Annotated in this window: 13 protein-coding genes; all 13 read right to left on the bottom strand. The window is 64.0% G+C overall.

Going from position 1 to position 15,483, the window contains the following annotated elements:
• Positions 1 to 140: 140 nt before the first annotated feature.
• The gene (locus tag QCE69_RS01480; RefSeq protein WP_309931518.1) at positions 141 to 1,376 is read right to left on the bottom strand and encodes a phospholipase D-like domain-containing protein; all 1,236 of its coding nucleotides are present in this window, start codon (positions 1,374 to 1,376) and stop codon (positions 141 to 143) included.
• A 44-nt stretch (positions 1,377 to 1,420) separates the two neighbouring features.
• On the bottom strand, positions 1,421 to 1,897 hold the full coding sequence (gene nudB, locus QCE69_RS01475; protein ID WP_309913654.1) for a dihydroneopterin triphosphate diphosphatase: 477 nt from the start codon (positions 1,895 to 1,897) through the stop codon (positions 1,421 to 1,423).
• A gap of 111 nt (positions 1,898 to 2,008) precedes the next feature.
• Positions 2,009 to 3,811 (bottom strand): aspartate--tRNA ligase, encoded by a 1,803-nt coding sequence (gene aspS, locus QCE69_RS01470; protein WP_309913649.1) that lies wholly within the window; start codon positions 3,809 to 3,811, stop codon positions 2,009 to 2,011.
• A gap of 93 nt (positions 3,812 to 3,904) precedes the next feature.
• A complete protein-coding gene (locus QCE69_RS01465; RefSeq protein WP_309913646.1) occupies positions 3,905 to 4,567 on the bottom strand; it encodes a DUF502 domain-containing protein in 663 nt (220 codons plus the stop codon).
• Positions 4,568 to 4,732: 165 nt separating this feature from the next.
• Positions 4,733 to 5,122: a zinc ribbon domain-containing protein gene (locus QCE69_RS01460; protein WP_309931516.1), complete on the bottom strand. Its 390-nt coding sequence runs from the start codon at positions 5,120 to 5,122 to the stop codon at positions 4,733 to 4,735.
• A gap of 149 nt (positions 5,123 to 5,271) precedes the next feature.
• Positions 5,272 to 5,889, bottom strand: a complete 618-nt coding sequence (locus QCE69_RS01455) for a methyltransferase domain-containing protein (RefSeq protein ID WP_309929070.1) — start codon at positions 5,887 to 5,889, stop codon at positions 5,272 to 5,274.
• A gap of 38 nt (positions 5,890 to 5,927) precedes the next feature.
• Complete coding sequence (gene ubiB / locus QCE69_RS01450) at positions 5,928 to 7,505, bottom strand: ubiquinone biosynthesis regulatory protein kinase UbiB (RefSeq protein WP_309913640.1); 1,578 nt, start codon at positions 7,503 to 7,505, stop codon at positions 5,928 to 5,930.
• A 22-nt stretch (positions 7,506 to 7,527) separates the two neighbouring features.
• Positions 7,528 to 8,244 (bottom strand): SCP2 domain-containing protein, encoded by a 717-nt coding sequence (locus tag QCE69_RS01445; RefSeq protein WP_404987148.1) that lies wholly within the window; start codon positions 8,242 to 8,244, stop codon positions 7,528 to 7,530.
• A gap of 148 nt (positions 8,245 to 8,392) precedes the next feature.
• Complete coding sequence (locus QCE69_RS01440) at positions 8,393 to 9,409, bottom strand: Tim44-like domain-containing protein (protein WP_309929065.1); 1,017 nt, start codon at positions 9,407 to 9,409, stop codon at positions 8,393 to 8,395.
• Positions 9,410 to 9,434: 25 nt separating this feature from the next.
• Positions 9,435 to 10,166, bottom strand: a complete 732-nt coding sequence (gene ubiE, locus QCE69_RS01435) for a bifunctional demethylmenaquinone methyltransferase/2-methoxy-6-polyprenyl-1,4-benzoquinol methylase UbiE (RefSeq protein ID WP_309913633.1) — start codon at positions 10,164 to 10,166, stop codon at positions 9,435 to 9,437.
• Positions 10,167 to 10,257: 91 nt separating this feature from the next.
• Positions 10,258 to 10,668 (bottom strand): DUF971 domain-containing protein, encoded by a 411-nt coding sequence (locus QCE69_RS01430; RefSeq protein WP_309929062.1) that lies wholly within the window; start codon positions 10,666 to 10,668, stop codon positions 10,258 to 10,260.
• Positions 10,669 to 10,677: 9 nt separating this feature from the next.
• A complete protein-coding gene (locus tag QCE69_RS01425; protein ID WP_309807165.1) occupies positions 10,678 to 11,112 on the bottom strand; it encodes an HIT family protein in 435 nt (144 codons plus the stop codon).
• A 35-nt stretch (positions 11,113 to 11,147) separates the two neighbouring features.
• Complete coding sequence (locus QCE69_RS01420) at positions 11,148 to 15,254, bottom strand: FAD/FMN-binding oxidoreductase (protein WP_309929060.1); 4,107 nt, start codon at positions 15,252 to 15,254, stop codon at positions 11,148 to 11,150.
• Positions 15,255 to 15,483 lie beyond the last annotated feature (229 nt).

Raw genomic sequence — 15,483 nt, 5'->3', positions numbered from 1 at the left:
AAGTCTCAACATTGCCCGCGCACATTGTCGCGTTTTAATTACGGACTGCCTGTAAGTGACTGCCCGACTTCCCAGTTCGTGGGAGCCACGTGCGCGTTTCTAAAATGGTTATTCTTGCGCAATCGTTGCGAGATGACAGATTAATCGTACTGCCCAATGGTGATGACCTTCATCATCAGACGATACGTGTTATACGCAAACCAATTAAGCACCCGCTCCGTAACGGGACGCGCCACATAATGCTTTTCATCGATGCGCCGGCCTTCATCGAAGGCTTTCAGAATGGCATCGTGCAATCCGGCAATTTCAGGATGATTGACGAGCACCATGTTGGCCTCGTTGTTGAGCACGAGCGAGAGCGCATCAAGATTGGATGAGCCGATGGTCGCCCAGTCCGCATCGACCACGGCCACCTTGCCGTGGAGCATGGTCTTCTCGTATTCCGCGATCCGCACGCCGTGCTTCAGCAGATTGCCGTAGAGAAACGGCGTTGCGTAGTCCAGCGCGACGAATTCCTTGCGCCCGATCACCAGCGACACGCGCACGCCGCGCCTGGCCGCATACACGAGCGCGCGGCGCAGCCGGCGGCCCGGCATGAAATAAGGATTCGCAAGCAACACTTCGCGTTCGGCATGGGCGATGGCGCGCAGATAAGCCTTTTCGATGGCGCGCCGGTTCAGCAGGTTGTCGCGCGCGACGAACGCCACGCATGGCCGGTCCACCGCGTGGATTTCGCCGAGACGCGCCCGCCGGCGCGCCACCATCGCGCGCTTCGCGCTCCAGCGGGTCGGCTGCGCCTCGGGTTCGCAGCCCGGCGGCGTTTCCTTTTGCGGCGGCTTCACGCCGAGCCGGATACGCTGCCATTGCGTCTCGAAGGCCTCGCGCACGTCCTTCACCACCGGCCCTTGCGCTTCCATCGCGAAGTCCCAGCGCGGACGCTCCAGTTGCGTGCCGTTCTGGTCGTAATCGTCGACGATGTTGATGCCGCCGCAATACGCGTAGGTGTCGTCGATCAGCGCGAGCTTGCGATGCGTGCGCGACCAGCCCTGCGGCCCGAACAGCAGATGCGGGTTGTAGATGCGATGCTCGACGCCCCGTTCCTGCCACAGCGTGAACATCGGAAGCTTGCTTCCGGTGCCGATGCCGTCCGTGATCACGCGCACCTTGACGCCGCGGTCCGCGGCGCGGATGAGCGCGTCGGACACGGCGCGGCCCATGTCGTCGTTGGCGAAGATGTAGGTTTCGAGCGAGACCGACTGGCGCGCCGCATCGATCCGTTCGATCAGCGCCGGAAAGAACTGCACGCCGCCCTTGAAGATGCGCACGTGGTTGCCGGCGGTGAAGCAGAAGCGCGGCGGACGACGGCCGGAGAACATGGCCTGGCGCAGCCGTTTGAAACTGCGCGTGGGACGCATGCCGATCATCGGTTATGCGCCGCGAGGCGTTCGGGCAATTGCAGGATCGCTTCCCGGTTCGACCACGAGAAGCAGGCGTCGGCGGCCTCGCGCAATGGCAGCCAGCGGTGCGCGGTGTGTTCGCGCGGGGCGAGGATCACTTCGAGACAATGCGGCACGAGCAGGCTGAACTGATGCTCGGTGTTGCGCACGACACCGTCCGCATAGCGATGCCGCCACTGCGGATAGATGTCGTACTGGATGCTGTGATGCCAGTCGAGCAGCGCCTGCTCCGGCACGAGACTTCCACCGATCACGATGCCCGTCTCTTCCGCCACTTCGCGCGCGGCGGTCTCCGCGATCGGTTCGTCGATGCGGTCCTTCGAGCCCGTCACCGATTGCCAGAAACCCTTGTGATCCGCGCGCTCGATGACGAGCACATCGAGCTCCGGTGTATGAATGACGACCAACACGGATTCGGGGATTTTGGGCGGCTTCTGCATGTCGGTGTGAACGCGTGTTGCTCTGTTTTGTCTTTGGCCCAAAGACTGTAACGCAAAAAGCGAAAAAGGCGCATCGAGCGCCTTTTTCATCACACCGACAAGCCGATGTGCTTAGTGCGTCTTCTGCTCCGGCTGACGCAGACGGATGTGCAACTCGCGCAGCTGGCGCTCGTCGACTTCGCTCGGCGCCTGCGTGAGCAGATCCTGCGCGCGCTGCGTCTTCGGGAAGGCGATGGTGTCGCGGATCGAATCGGCGCCGGACATCAGCGTGACCACACGATCCAGACCGAACGCGATACCGCCATGCGGCGGCGCGCCGTACTGCAGCGCGTCGAGCAGGAAGCCGAACTTCAGGCGCGCTTCTTCAGCGCTGATCTTCAGCGCGCGGAACACCTTGCTCTGCACGTCTTCCTGGAAGATCCGCACCGAACCGCCGCCGATTTCCCAGCCGTTCAGCACCATGTCGTAGGCCTTCGCAAGGCAGCGGCCCGGATCCGTTTCCAGATACTCGAGATGCTCGTCCTTCGGGCTCGTGAACGGGTGATGCGCGGCCACGTAGCGGTTCTCTTCCTCGTCGTATTCGAACATCGGGAAGTCGATGACCCACAGCGGCTTCCAGCCGGTTTCGAGCAGGCCCGTCGTGCGGCCGAATTCCGAATGACCGATCTTCAGGCGCAGCGCGCCGAGGCTGTCGTTCACGACCTTCGCGCGATCCGCCGCGAAGAAAATGATGTCGCCGTCCTGCGCGCCCGTGCGCTCCATGATGGCGGCCAGCGCCGCGTCATGCAGGTTCTTGACGATCGGGCTTTGCAGGCCGTCGCGGCCACGCGTCGTGTCGTTGACCTTGATCCACGCGAGACCCTTCGCGCCGTAGATGCGCACGAACTCCGTATAACCGTCGATATCGCCACGCGACAGCTCGCCGCCCTTCGGCACGCGCAGCGCCGCGACGCGGCCGTCCTTCGAGTTGGCCGGCATGCTGAACACCTTGAAATCCACGTCCTTCACGGCATCCGTGAGGTCCGCGAATTCGAGCTTCACACGCAGGTCGGGCTTGTCCGAGCCGAAGCGGCGCATCGCTTCCGAGTACAGCATGACCGGGAACTGCTCCGGCAGCGCGACGTCCATCGTCTCCTTGAAGACGTGACGGATCATGTTCTCGAACAGATCGCGGATTTCCTGTTCCGAAAGGAACGACGTTTCGCAATCGATCTGCGTGAATTCCGGCTGACGGTCGGCGCGCAGGTCTTCGTCGCGGAAGCACTTGGTGATCTGGTAGTAACGGTCGAAGTTGGCGACCATCAGCAGCTGCTTGAACAGCTGCGGCGACTGCGGCAGGGCGAAGAACTGGCCCGCGTTCACGCGCGACGGCACCAGGTAGTCGCGTGCGCCTTCCGGCGTGCTCTTGGTGAGCATCGGCGTTTCGATGTCGATGAAGCCTTGCTCGTCGAGATACTTGCGCACTTCCATCGCGACGCGATAGCGCAGGCGCAGGTTCTTCTGCATCTGCGGACGGCGCAGGTCGAGCACGCGATGCGTGAGGCGCGTGGTTTCCGACAAATTGTCGTCATCGAGCTGGAACGGCGGCGTCACCGACGCGTTCAGCACCGTCAGCTCATGACACAGCACTTCGATCTTGCCGCTCGTCAGGTTCGCGTTGACCGTGCCCTCGGGACGGTTGCGCACGACGCCCTTGACCTGCACGCAGAACTCGTTGCGCACGCCTTCGGCGACCTTGAACATGTCGGCGCGGTCCGGGTCGCAGACGACCTGGACGAGCCCTTCGCGATCGCGCAAGTCGATGAAGATAACGCCGCCGTGATCGCGACGGCGATGCACCCAGCCGCACAGCGAGACGGTTTGACCCAGACGGGCCTCGGTCACCAGACCGCAGTATTCAGATCGCATCGACATGATGTTGTGTCTTTCGTTGTTCGTTGATCAACGGCTCGCGCGTTCGGGTCTCGCTCTTTCGCTCGGCGGACTCACGGGGCGCGCGCGCCGGCATTACATCGGCGGCTCGGTGGGGCGGCGGGCTGGCGCTACCTGCGCCGACGCGCTCGGCGCGGGGGCCACCACGCCCATCGAGACGATGTACTTCAGTGCGGCGTCGACAGTCATGTCCAGTTCGACGACCTCGCTTTTCGGCATCATCAGGAAGAAGCCGGATGTCGGGTTCGGCGTGGTCGGGACATAGACGCTCACGTGTTCTTCATCGAGATGATTCAGCACGTCGCCGCCCGGAATCCCGGTAAGAAAACCGATGGTGTACGAGCCCTTGCGCGGATACTCGATCAGCAGCGCCTTGCGGAACGCATTGCCGCTCGACGACAGCAGCGTGTCCGACACCTGCTTCACGCTGGTGTACAGCGGGCCGACCACGGGAATGTGCCGCAGGACCGCGTCCCACCATCCGACGAGCTTCTGCCCGACGAAGTTCTGCGTCAGCAGCCCGACGATGAAGATGAAGGCCAGCGTCAGCACCGCGCCCACGCCCGGCAGATGGAACCCGACGATGCGCTCCGGCTGCCAGGCCTGCGGCAGCAGCAACAGCGTCTGGTCCATGGTGCCGATGACGAGGCCCAGCACCCAGAGCGTAATGGCGAGCGGGACCAGCACCAGGAGGCCGGTGAGGAACACGGATTTCAGCGTAGTCTTTTTCGTCGTCATTTACACGGGGCGAAGGCTGCGCCGGCTCTCGAAAACAGGGGAGATTCGGCTTGGCGGGCGAGCCGCGCCCGATGGAGCGCGCTCGGCGAGGTCACTGCAAGGCCCATCAGGTTCGGGCCGTTCGGGCCGCTCGGGCGGTGCAGACGGCGTTCTCAGGTAGCGTTCTCAGGCGGCGCTGCCCGAAGAAGCGGACGTGCCCGCCGCAGGCTTGGCCGCTTCCGATGCCGGAGCGGCGCTCGCCGGAGCCGTCGTGCCGCCGCCGGATACCGTGCCGCCTTCCGCTTTCGACGCCGCAGCATCCGATCCGTTCGCACCCGCAGCGTTCGATTCAGCGTTGCCGACCTTGCCGTTATTGCCATTCCCGTTGCTGTTTCCGCCGCGGAAATCGGTGACGTACCAGCCCGAGCCCTTCAGCTGGAAACCGGCGGCAGTCACTTGCTTCGAAAACGATTCCTTTCCGCACGCGGGACATTGCGTGAGCGGCGGATCGCTCAGTTTGCGCAACACATCTTTTTCGTGGCCGCAGTCTGCGCAGCGGTAGGCGTAAATCGGCATGGCACTGTTCCTACAATGATCTTTCGACGCTTGCAAAGCCTTGAATTATAGCCGCAAACCAATATTGCCCCGCGATTTTCAGGAACCCGGGACGCGACGTGAACTGGCTCATAGGTCTGGGCCGTTACGGTGAATTCAAGGGGCGAGGATCAGGAACGCCGCCAGGTCATCCAGCGTTCGCGGCCCGCGAATACGGGAATCGAGTCGCTGACCTCGCGCTCCTCGATCAGCTCGAAGTGCGGCGAGAGCAGCGCATCCAGATCGCCGCGCTCGATGCCGAACGGCGGCCCTTTCGGCGTCGCGCCAATGAAGAAGAAGCCGGCGAGCAGCGCACCGGGCGTCAGCAGCGTTGCCATCCGTTCGGCGTAATCCCGCCAGCGATCGCGCGGCAAGGCACAGAGAAAGGCGCGCTCGTACATCCAGTCGATGGCAAATGGCGGCTGATACGCGAAGAAGTCCGCCTGTTCCACCACCGCCGCGTGCGCGCCAAGTTGCTTGCGCGCGGCGTCGACAGCGCCCGGTGCGAAATCGATCGCCCGGACCGGCCAGCCGCGTTCCGCGAGGTACAGCACTTCATAGGCGCTGCCGCAGCCCGGAATCAGCACGTTCTGCGCATCGCGCGCCGCGACGAAAGTCTTGAACGCCTCAGGGACACCGGACTGGTCCCACGGCATGAAGCGCTCGGCGAAACGCTCGTCCCAGAAACCGGGCGAATTCGGATCGCGGTTGTCGAAGTCCGGGACGGCGGGCTGGGTCGGATCGCTCATGTTGGGGGCTCGCTGAAAAGGGTGCGCCGGAGAATCGATCAGGGATGGCCGAGCCACAACATTTGCGCGATCACGATGCCCGCACCCGCAATCGCGATCAGTCCGACGCCCAGAAGCGTCATCAGCAGACGATTGGTGCGCTTCTGCTCGGCCAGCAGCTGGCGCATCGTTTCTTCATTGCCGCCCTTGGGCGCGTCGTGATGTTCCGCCAGCAGATGATGGATCAGGCGGGGCAGTTGCGGAATCGTCTTGCTCCACTGCGGCGCCTCCATCTGCAGGCGCTCGTACCAGCCGCGCCAGCCGATCTGCTCGTTCATCCAGCGTTCCAGATACGGCTTGGCGGTTTTCCACAGGTCGAGTTCCGGGTCGAGCGAACGCCCGAGCCCTTCGACATTCAGCATCGTCTTTTGCAGCAGCACGAGCTGCGGCTGGATTTCGACGTTGAAGCGGCGCGAGGTGGAGAACAGCCGCATCAGCACCTGGCCGAGCGAGATGTCCTTCAGCGCGCGATCGAAATACGGTTCGCAGACGGCGCGGATCGCGCTCTCCAGCTCCTCGACGCGCGTGCTCGGCGGCACCCACCCGGACTCGAGGTGCAGCGTGGCGACGCGGTGGTAATCGCGCTTGAAGAACGCGAGGAAGTTCTGCGCGAGGTAATTCTTGTCGAAGTCCGACAGCGCCCCGACGATGCCGAAATCCAGCGCGATATAGCGGCCGAACGTTGCCGGATCGAGGCTCACCTGGATGTTGCCCGGATGCATGTCGGCGTGAAAGAAGCCGTCACGGAACACCTGCGTGAAAAAGATCTCGACGCCTTCGCGCGCCAGCTTCGGAATGTCCACGCCCGCCGCGCGCAGCGTCTCGACCTGGCTGATCGGCACGCCGACCATGCGCTCCATGACCAGCACGGTCGGCGCGGACAGGTCCCAGTACATTTCCGGCACCAGCAGCAGATCGAGGCCCTGGAAATTGCGGCGCAACTGGCTGCCGTTGGCGGCCTCGCGCATCAGGTCGAGCTCGTCGTGCAGGTATTTGTCGAACTCGGCCACCACCTCGCGCGGCTTCAGGCGCCGGCCGTCCGGCCACAGCCGTTCGGCCCAGATCGCGACGTCACGCAGCAACGCGAGGTCCGAATCGATCACCGGCAACATGCCCGGGCGCAGCACCTTCACCGCCACCGCCTTGCCCGCGTGCTCGCCATTTTTGATCTTGGCAAAATGAACCTGCGCAATCGACGCGCTCGCCACCGGCACGCGCTCGAAATCGTCGAACAACGCGTCGATGGGCGCGCCGAGCGATTTCTCGATGATCGCCACCGCGAGCGCCGAATCGAACGGCGGCACCTGATCCTGGAGCTTGGCGAGTTCGTCGGCGACATCGACGGGCAGCAGATCGCGGCGCGTCGAGAGCACCTGGCCGAACTTCACGAAAATCGGCCCGAGACTCTCCAGCGCGAGACGCAGGCGGATGCCGCGTTCGATATCGAAACGGCGGCCGAACGTCGTGATGCGCATCAGGTAGCGCACGCGACGATCGTTGATGCCGCTCATGACGAGCTCGTCGAGCCCGAAGCGGACGATCGTGAAAAATATCTTGAGAAAACGCAGAAAACGCATGGTTCGGATTCGCTTCAGCTCGTTATTCGTGCGAGTCGCGCACTGACTCGCCGCCGGGTCGCGCTGAAGCGCCGCTTGCCGGATGCTTGGGTTCGCCTGCGTTCACGCCGGCACGTTCGATTCTTTCGATGCGCTTCTCCACACGCGCCAGCGCATCGCGCGCTTTCGACAACTCGGCGTCGAAGGCCGCGAGCGCGCTGCGACGCACGAGCTGCGGACGTTCGTCGAGGAAAAATTCGCTGAAGGTGTCCAGCAGGTTGCGCCCGGTGCGCTGCGCCTGCTCCTGCACCGACCGCGCGACGATGCCCAGCCGATGCGCGGGCGCGTCGCCGATCACGCGCGCCAGGTCTTCCTCCGGATCCCAGCGCAGATGTTCGGCAAGTTTCGCCAGCGTGGTGGCGAATTCGGCGTCGCCCTCGATCCGCACATGCTTCATCACGGCCGCCTGGCCGCCCTGCACGAAGGCCGGCAGCGCGTCGAGCGGCACGGCGATGGTGACGTCGAACTGGGCGGCTTCGGCTTCGGTGGTCGCGGCGAAGAGGCCGTCCGGTTGCACCAAGAGGGCGATGGAAACCGGCGCGCACGACAGTTTCACGCGTTTGGCGGCATAGGGTTTCAGGCGCTCGAGCGCCCACGGCTCGCGCACGAGCAGATGATTCACGGCGGCCGCGAATGCGCCGGAGGCGGTCTTCAAGGCAGGGTTTGCTGCGGGACGGGCGAATTCGTCTGCGTTCGTCATCGGCTGTGAGATGAAAAAACCCGCGCGAGACGCTTCTCGCGCGGGTTCATATTCTACCGCCGCCACCGGCGATCACACTGACGCTTGCCGGTTCCGGCGGGTGCGCCGGCGCCGCGACGCGCTGGACGCGTCCGGCGCGCGGTGACGCTCAGCTGACCTGCTGGATGCCGGCCAGCAGCCAGCCTTCGTTGCCGGACTTCTGCTTGGACAGGTTCCACACCTCGACAAATGGCTCGGCCGCCGATCCTTCCGACTCGCGAATCAGACCATGGAAGCGCACGCTCGCCAGATATTCCTGCGGGCGGTCTTCCACGCCGAGGACGTCGGCGTTGAGCTGCACGACATCGGTACGATTCGGCGCACTGCCGCGCGCTTCGACGTCGAGCTTCACTTCCGCGAACATTTCGGGCGTGGTGAATTCGCGGATGTCGTTCGTGTTGCCACGATCCCAAGCGTCCTGCAGGCGCACGAAGTAGACCTTTGCGTTACGCACGAACGCTTCGGTATCGAAGCCCGCCGGCACGTTCGGATTGACCGCTTGCTGCTGCGGCGCCGATTCGATGTACGTCGCGCCGTAACCGCCCAATTGCTGCGGCACTTGCGCCGGCGCCGGGTCCAGACCCGTGCGCGCGCTTGCGCCGTACGGCGAACCCGAGGACGAGCCTGCACCGGCGTAAGCCGGCGTGTTGCCGCCCTGGGCGCCCTGACGCTTGCGCATGATGAAGCGGAACAGCATGACCGCGGCCAGCACGATGAGCGCGATGATGATCATGTTCGCCATGGCGCCGGCGAAGGCTTCGCCCAGGCCGAAATGCGACAGGAGCGCCGCGATGCCGAGACCCGCCGCCAGACCGGCGATGGGTCCGAGCCAGCGGTTGCGCGCCGGTTGCGCGGCGGCGGCCGGCGTGGCGGGCGCGGGTTGCGCCCGTTGTGCCTGCGCGGCCTGGCCCTGCTGCATGGATTGCGACGGCGGCGTCGCCTGATGTTGCTGCGTGGCGGTGGCCGACTGACGGCCCATGCTGCGGCCGCCGCCCATGCGCTTGGCGTCCGCCGTTTCCGCGAAGAGTGCGCCGGCCGCAATAACGCCAGCGAGCGCCAGTATTCCGGCCTTCCTGAAGAAGACGTTCAGGAAACCCCGGGGTTGGGGTATGCGCGAATCGGACATTTCGAATCCTTTGAAGAGTGGAACACTAAAATTTGGTCCCGACGTGTAACGCTACCACGCCACCTGACAAATTGTAATATTCGACTCGATCCAGGCCCGCTTGTTCCATCATTGTTTTCAAAGTTTCCTGGTCGGGATGCATCCGGATGGACTCTGCCAGGTACCGATAGCTCTCCGCGTCCTTGGCCACTTTCTCGCCCAGCCACGGCAAAATCTTGAAACTGTATAGATCGTACGGCTTTTTGAGCGGATCCCACACCTTCGAGAATTCCAGCACCAGCAAGCGCCCGCCCGGCTTCAGCACGCGCGTCATCTCGGCGAGCGCGCGGTCCTTGTGGGTCATGTTACGAAGACCGAAGGCAACAGTAATGATGTTGAAATAATTGTCCGGGAACGGAATCTTCTCGGCATCGCACAGCAGCGTCGGCGTCATGACGCCCTTGTCCACCAGGCGATCCCGGCCCACACGCAGCATCGATTCGTTGATGTCGGTGTGCCAGACTTCACCTGTTTCGCCGGCTTGTCGGGCAAACGCCATTGCCAGGTCGCCGGTCCCGCCCGCGATGTCCAGCACCTTGTAGCCCGGCCGCACCTTCGCCTGCCCGATCGTGAAATGCTTCCAGATCCGATGCAGTCCGCCGGACATCAGGTCGTTCATCAAGTCGTAGTTGCTCGCCACAGAGTGAAACACGCCCGCCACTTTCTTCGCCTTGTCCTGCTCGTCGACCGTTTCGTATCCGAAGTGGGTCTTGCTCATCGCGCTCTTTCCTCACCTGTTGTTCTTTCCAAGCCGCGCAATTGCCGCGCCGGGTGCGCGGCGATATGCCGCAGCTGCATATCGACTGATTTCAGTGGCAATGGCCGCCACCGGAGATCTTGACGGCCATCGGCGTGTCGCGGTCGACGCCCGCCGCCTCCAGTCTCGCCAGATAGTCGCGCCAGTGTTCGTCCTGGCGCGTCGCGAGATCATGAAGGATGTCCCAGGAGTAGATACCCGTGTTGTGGCCGTCTGAAAAATTGAGTTGCAGCGCGTAGTGCCCAACCGGATCGATGCCGATGATCGTCACCTCGCGCTTGCCAGTCTGCAGCGTTTCCTGTCCCGGCCCGTGGCCCTGCACTTCCGCCGATGGCGAATACACGCGCAGCAGCTCGAACGGCACACGATACGACGCGTCGCCGTATTGCAGTTCCAGCACGTGTGATTTCGAATGCACGACGACGCCGGTGGGAATCGGCGTCGTTGAAGTGAGTCCGCTCATGATCTCGTCTTATGGATGACCAAACTGCTGGTTCAGTTCGTTGCGTACCTGCTCGCGCAGGAGCGTTGCCTGGGCGCGCCGCTTCGACAGCTGCGATTCGGACACGGTGCGCTGGCGCGGCGCCCAGATCGGCAGCGGAAAGCGGGAGTCGTTGGAGAAGCGCGGGATGACGTGCCAGTGAACATGCGGCACCTGGTTGCCGAGGCTCGCGAGATTGATCTTCTCGGGCACGAGCACGCGGCGCATCACGCGCTCGACGCCATTCACGGCGGCCATCACACGCACGCGATCCGGGTCCGGCAAATCCGACATCTCGGCGACATGCGCCCCCCAGATCACGCGGCACAGGCCGGGCCAGTCGGGCTCATCGGCAAGGACGACGCGCAACGCGCCGTCCTGCCACAGTACTTCGCCGCCGTCTTCACGGCAAAACACACAGTCCATCTCGAACCTCTGGCGAATCGTCCTCGATGTCGCTATTACACCAGCACGCGCTCGATACCGCCATTGTTCGCGCGTTCGACGTACTGTTCCATCCAGTTCTCGCCAAGCACCTTGCGCGCGATTTCCACGACGATATAGTCCGCCTCGACGTTGGCGTCCTCGTTGTAGCGCGACAAGCCTTGCAGGCACGACGGGCAGCTCGTCAGGATCTTGACGTCCTGCGGCGCGGCGCCGTTGACCGGCTGCGGGCCGTCGCCGGCCTTGAGCACGGAGCCGGGCTGCGCGCCCGCTGCACCCGCCGACGCATTCGCGATGTTGATCGCGTTCGCGCCCGCTTCCGCGACGAGCGGAATGCCGCGCAGCTTGGCCGCGCCCTTGCGGATCTCTTCTTCCTTGCGGAAGCGCACCTGCGTGGAGACGTCCGGCCGCGTCACCGCGAGCGTGCCCGACTCGCCGCAGCAGCGGTCGTTCTTCTCGATCTTGTAGCCGTCCTTCTCCGAACCCATCAGCTGGTTGACCAGCTTGACCGGATCCATGGTCTTGATCGGCGAGTGACACGGGTCGTGATACATGTAGCGCGTGCCGCTCACGCCGTCGAGCTTGATGTTCTTCTCGAGCAGGAACTCGTGAATGTCGATGATCCGGCAGCCCGGGAAGATCTTCTCGAATTCATAGCCCGCGAGCTGGTCGTAGCAGGTGCCGCACGACACCACCACGGTCTTGATGTCGAGATAGTTCAGCGTATTCGCGACGCGGTGGAACAGGACGCGATTGTCGGTGACGATCTTCTCGGCCTTGTCGAACTGGCCGGAACCGCGTTGCGGATAGCCGCAGCACAGATAGCCCGGCGGCAGCACGGTCTGTACGCCCGCTTCCCACAGCATGGCCTGCGTGGCGAGGCCGACCTGCGAGAACAGCCGCTCCGAGCCGCAGCCCGGGAAGTAGAACACCGCTTCGGAATCGACCGTGGTTGTCTGCGGATTGCGGATGATCGGGACGATCTTGTTGTCCTCGATATCCAGCAGCGCGCGCGCCGTCTTCTTCGGCAAGTTGCCCGGCATCTTCTTGTTGACGAAGTGGATCACCTGCGTGACGACCGGCGGCTTGCCGACGGTTGCGGGCGGCTTCGCCGTCTGCTTCCTGACGAACTTCTTCAGCACGTCGTTGCCGAGGCGCTGCGCCTTGTAGCCGACGCCCATCATCGCGGTGCGCGCGAGATTGATGGTCTGCGGATTGGTCGCGTTCAGGAAGAACATGCCCGCCGCATTGCCCGCGTTGAACTTCTTCTTGCCCATCTTGCGCAGCAGGTTGCGCATGTTCATCGTGACGTCGCCGAAGTCGATCTTCACCGGGCACGGCGTCACGCACTTGTGGCAGACGGTGCAGTGGTCGGCGACGTCGTTGAACTCGTCCCAGTGCTTGATCGACACGCCGCGACGTGTCTGCTCTTCATACAGGAACGCCTCGACCAGCAGCGACGTGGCGAGAATCTTGTTGCGCGGGCTGTAGAGCAGGTTCGCGCGCGGCACGTGGGTCGCGCATACCGGCTTGCACTTGCCGCAGCGCAGGCAGTCCTTGATGGACTCGGAAATCGCGCCGATATCCGACTGCTGCATGATGAGCGACTCGTAGCCCATCAGCCCGAAGGACGGCGTATAGGCGTTGCGCAAATCGGCACCGTCGAACAGCTTGCCCTTGTTGAAGCGGCCGTGCGGATCGACGCGCTGCTTGTAGGCGCGGAAATCGCCGATTTCCTCTTCCGTCAGAAACTCCAGCTTCGTAATGCCGATGCCGTGCTCGCCCGAGATCACGCCGTCGAGCGAACGCGCCAGCTTCATGATGCGCGCCACCGCGTGATGCGCGTCCTGCAGCATCGCGTAGTTGTCGGAGTTGACGGGGATGTTGGTGTGCACGTTGCCGTCGCCGGCATGCATGTGCAGCGCGACGAACACACGGCCGCGCAGCACTTGCTTGTGGATGGCTTGCGCTTCGTCGAGGATCGGCTTGAATTCGCCGCCGTTGAAGATCTGGCGCAACTCGGCGCGGATCTCCTGCTTCCACGAGATGCGCACCGTGCGGTCTTGCGCGACGTGAAACACGTTGGCATCCGGTTGCACGTCGACGCGGTCCGCGAACTTCTCCGCGAGCGCTTCGTAGCCGAGCTGAAGCAACTGGTGCTGGGCCTCGCGCAGCGGCATGTCGAGGTGCTCGCCGACGAAAGTCCAGCGCTCGCGCACGCGCTTCAGCAGATCCAGCGCCTGTTGCACGCGGTCTTCGAGCAGCTCGGCGCTGGGGATTTCATTGGCGTCGTCGGTCTTGCCGAGCGGCAGCTTGCCGGTGCGGAAGAACGCTTCGAGCGCATTGACGAGTTCCAGCTTGTTCTTGATCGACAGCTCGATATTGATGCGCTCGATGCCGTCCGTGTATTCGCCCATGCGATTGAGCGGAATCACGACGTCTTCGTTGATCTTGAACGCGTTCGTATGCTTGGCGATGGCGGCCGTGCGCGAGCGGTCGAGCCAGAAGCGCTTGCGCGCCTCGGCGTTGACCGCGACGAAGCCTTCGCCGCTCTTGCCGTTCGCCATGCGCACGACTTCGGACGTGGCGGCGGCAACGGCATCGGCGTCGTCGCCGACGATGTCGCCGATCAGCACCATCTTCGGGAACGCGTTGCGCTTGCTCTTGGTGGCATAGCCGACCGCGCGCAGGTAGCGTTCGTCCAGGTGCTCGAGGCCGGCGAGGATCGCGCCGCCCTGCTTCGACGTTTCGAACAGATAGTCCTTGATCTCGACGATGCTCGGAATCGCATCGCGCGCCTGGCCAAAGAATTCGAGGCAGACGGTGCGCGTGTGCGCGGGCATCTTGTGCAGGATCCAGCGCGCCGACGTAATGAGGCCGTCGCAGCCTTCCTTCTGCACGCCGGGCAGGCCGGCGAGGAATTTGTCGGTGACGTCCTTGCCGAGTCCTTCCTTGCGGAACGTGCGGCCGGCAATGTCGAGATTCTCGGTGCGGATCAGCTTCTCGCCCGGCGCACGATTGCCGTCGAACCAGTCGAGCCGGAAACGCGCCACTTCGATGTCGTGGATCTTGCCGCAGTTGTGATCCAGGCGCGTGACTTCGAGCCAGTTGCCTTCCGGATCGACCATGCGCCACCACGCGAGATTGTCCAGCGCCGTGCCCCACAGCACCGCCTTCTTGCCGCCCGCGTTCATCGCCACATTGCCGCCGACGCAGGACGCGTCCAGCGAAGTGGGATCGACTGCGAACACGAAGCCCGCCTGTTCCGCCGCTTCGGTCACGCGCCGCGTGACGACGCCCGCGCCCGAGAAAATGGTCGCGACCTTGTGCTCGACGCCCGGCAGGCTGGTCATCTCGACCGGCCCCAGCTGTTCGAGCTTTTCCGTGTTGATGACGGCCGAGAACGGCGTCAGCGGAATCGCGCCGCCGGTGTAGCCGGTGCCGCCGCCGCGCGGAATCACCGTGAGCCCGAGTTCGAAGCACGCCTTGATGAGACCGGCGATCTCGGCTTCGGTGTCCGGCGTGAGCACGACGAACGGATACTCGACGCGCCAGTCGGTGGCGTCGGTGACGTGCGCGACGCGCGACAGGCCGTCGAACTTGATGTTGTCCTTCTGCGTCTGCCGGCCCAGCACGCGCGACGCGCGGCGGCGCAGGTCGGCCATGCGGGCGAATTCGGCGGCGAAGTCGTCGACGGCGCGGCGTGCTGCGGCCACCAGCAACTGCACGCGCCCGGCGCGTTCCTGGCTGCCGGCTTCGTCATGGTGAGCGGACAGGTCCGCGCTGCGGCGCTTCTCGATTTCGGCGAGACGGTGATTCAGCGCGTCGACCAGCATGCCGCGGCGCTTCGGGTTGTCGAGCAGGTCGTCCTGGAGATACGGATTGCGGCGCACGACCCAGATGTCGCCGAGCACTTCGTACAGCATGCGCGCCGAGCGGCCGGTGCGGCGCTCGTTGCGGAGTTCGTCGAGGACGGCCCAGGCTTCGTCGCCCAGGAGCCGCATCACGATTTCACGATCGGAAAACGACGTGTAGTTATAGGGAATTTCGCGCAGACGGGGTTCAATATCGAGCGCCAAGGCGGCATGGGCGCCGTTCGGATCGAAGGCTTGAGGTGCGTTCATGTTCGACGGTTCGGTGTGCCGGCGGGCGCTCTGCTAAGCGGAACGCCGGCGATGCGCGTGGGGGCGCAAATTTTCGAGTGAGACTTATCTTGGCGAAGGCCGCCGGAACCGCCCTGCGCAACGTGCTGCGAGGCGGACGTCATCAAGACGCCTTCGGTGTGCCCGGGATCAACGCCACGATCGCGCGTGACGCGCATGCCGCTCGGCCGCCGCGTGCGACGCGCGGGGG

Origin of the sequence: Caballeronia sp. LZ032, from assembly GCF_031451315.1 — a bacterium.
Classification (GTDB): domain Bacteria; phylum Pseudomonadota; class Gammaproteobacteria; order Burkholderiales; family Burkholderiaceae; genus Caballeronia.
The sequence above is the reverse complement of the archived record's forward strand: the minus strand, read 5'-3'. Positions and strand labels throughout refer to the sequence as shown.

Excerpts from the sequence above, each read along its gene's own strand:
- QCE69_RS01455 (WP_309929070.1), bottom strand. The coding sequence starts at position 5,889 with ATGAGCGATCCGACCCAGCCCGCCGTCCCGGACTTCGACAACCGCGAT.
- QCE69_RS01460 (WP_309931516.1), bottom strand. The coding sequence starts at position 5,122 with ATGCCGATTTACGCCTACCGCTGCGCAGACTGCGGCCACGAAAAAGAT.
- aspS (WP_309913649.1), bottom strand. The coding sequence starts at position 3,811 with ATGTCGATGCGATCTGAATACTGCGGTCTGGTGACCGAGGCCCGTCTG.
- ubiE (WP_309913633.1), bottom strand. The coding sequence starts at position 10,166 with ATGAGCAAGACCCACTTCGGATACGAAACGGTCGACGAGCAGGACAAG.
- QCE69_RS01480 (WP_309931518.1), bottom strand. The coding sequence starts at position 1,376 with ATGTTCTCCGGCCGTCGTCCGCCGCGCTTCTGCTTCACCGCCGGCAAC.
- QCE69_RS01440 (WP_309929065.1), bottom strand. The coding sequence starts at position 9,409 with ATGTCCGATTCGCGCATACCCCAACCCCGGGGTTTCCTGAACGTCTTC.
- QCE69_RS01425 (WP_309807165.1), bottom strand. The coding sequence starts at position 11,112 with ATGGACTGTGTGTTTTGCCGTGAAGACGGCGGCGAAGTACTGTGGCAG.
- QCE69_RS01420 (WP_309929060.1), bottom strand. The coding sequence starts at position 15,254 with ATGAACGCACCTCAAGCCTTCGATCCGAACGGCGCCCATGCCGCCTTG.
- nudB (WP_309913654.1), bottom strand. The coding sequence starts at position 1,897 with ATGCAGAAGCCGCCCAAAATCCCCGAATCCGTGTTGGTCGTCATTCAT.
- ubiB (WP_309913640.1), bottom strand. The coding sequence starts at position 7,505 with ATGCGTTTTCTGCGTTTTCTCAAGATATTTTTCACGATCGTCCGCTTC.
- QCE69_RS01430 (WP_309929062.1), bottom strand. The coding sequence starts at position 10,668 with ATGAGCGGACTCACTTCAACGACGCCGATTCCCACCGGCGTCGTCGTG.
- QCE69_RS01465 (WP_309913646.1), bottom strand. The coding sequence starts at position 4,567 with ATGACGACGAAAAAGACTACGCTGAAATCCGTGTTCCTCACCGGCCTC.
- QCE69_RS01445 (WP_404987148.1), bottom strand. The coding sequence starts at position 8,244 with ATGACGAACGCAGACGAATTCGCCCGTCCCGCAGCAAACCCTGCCTTG.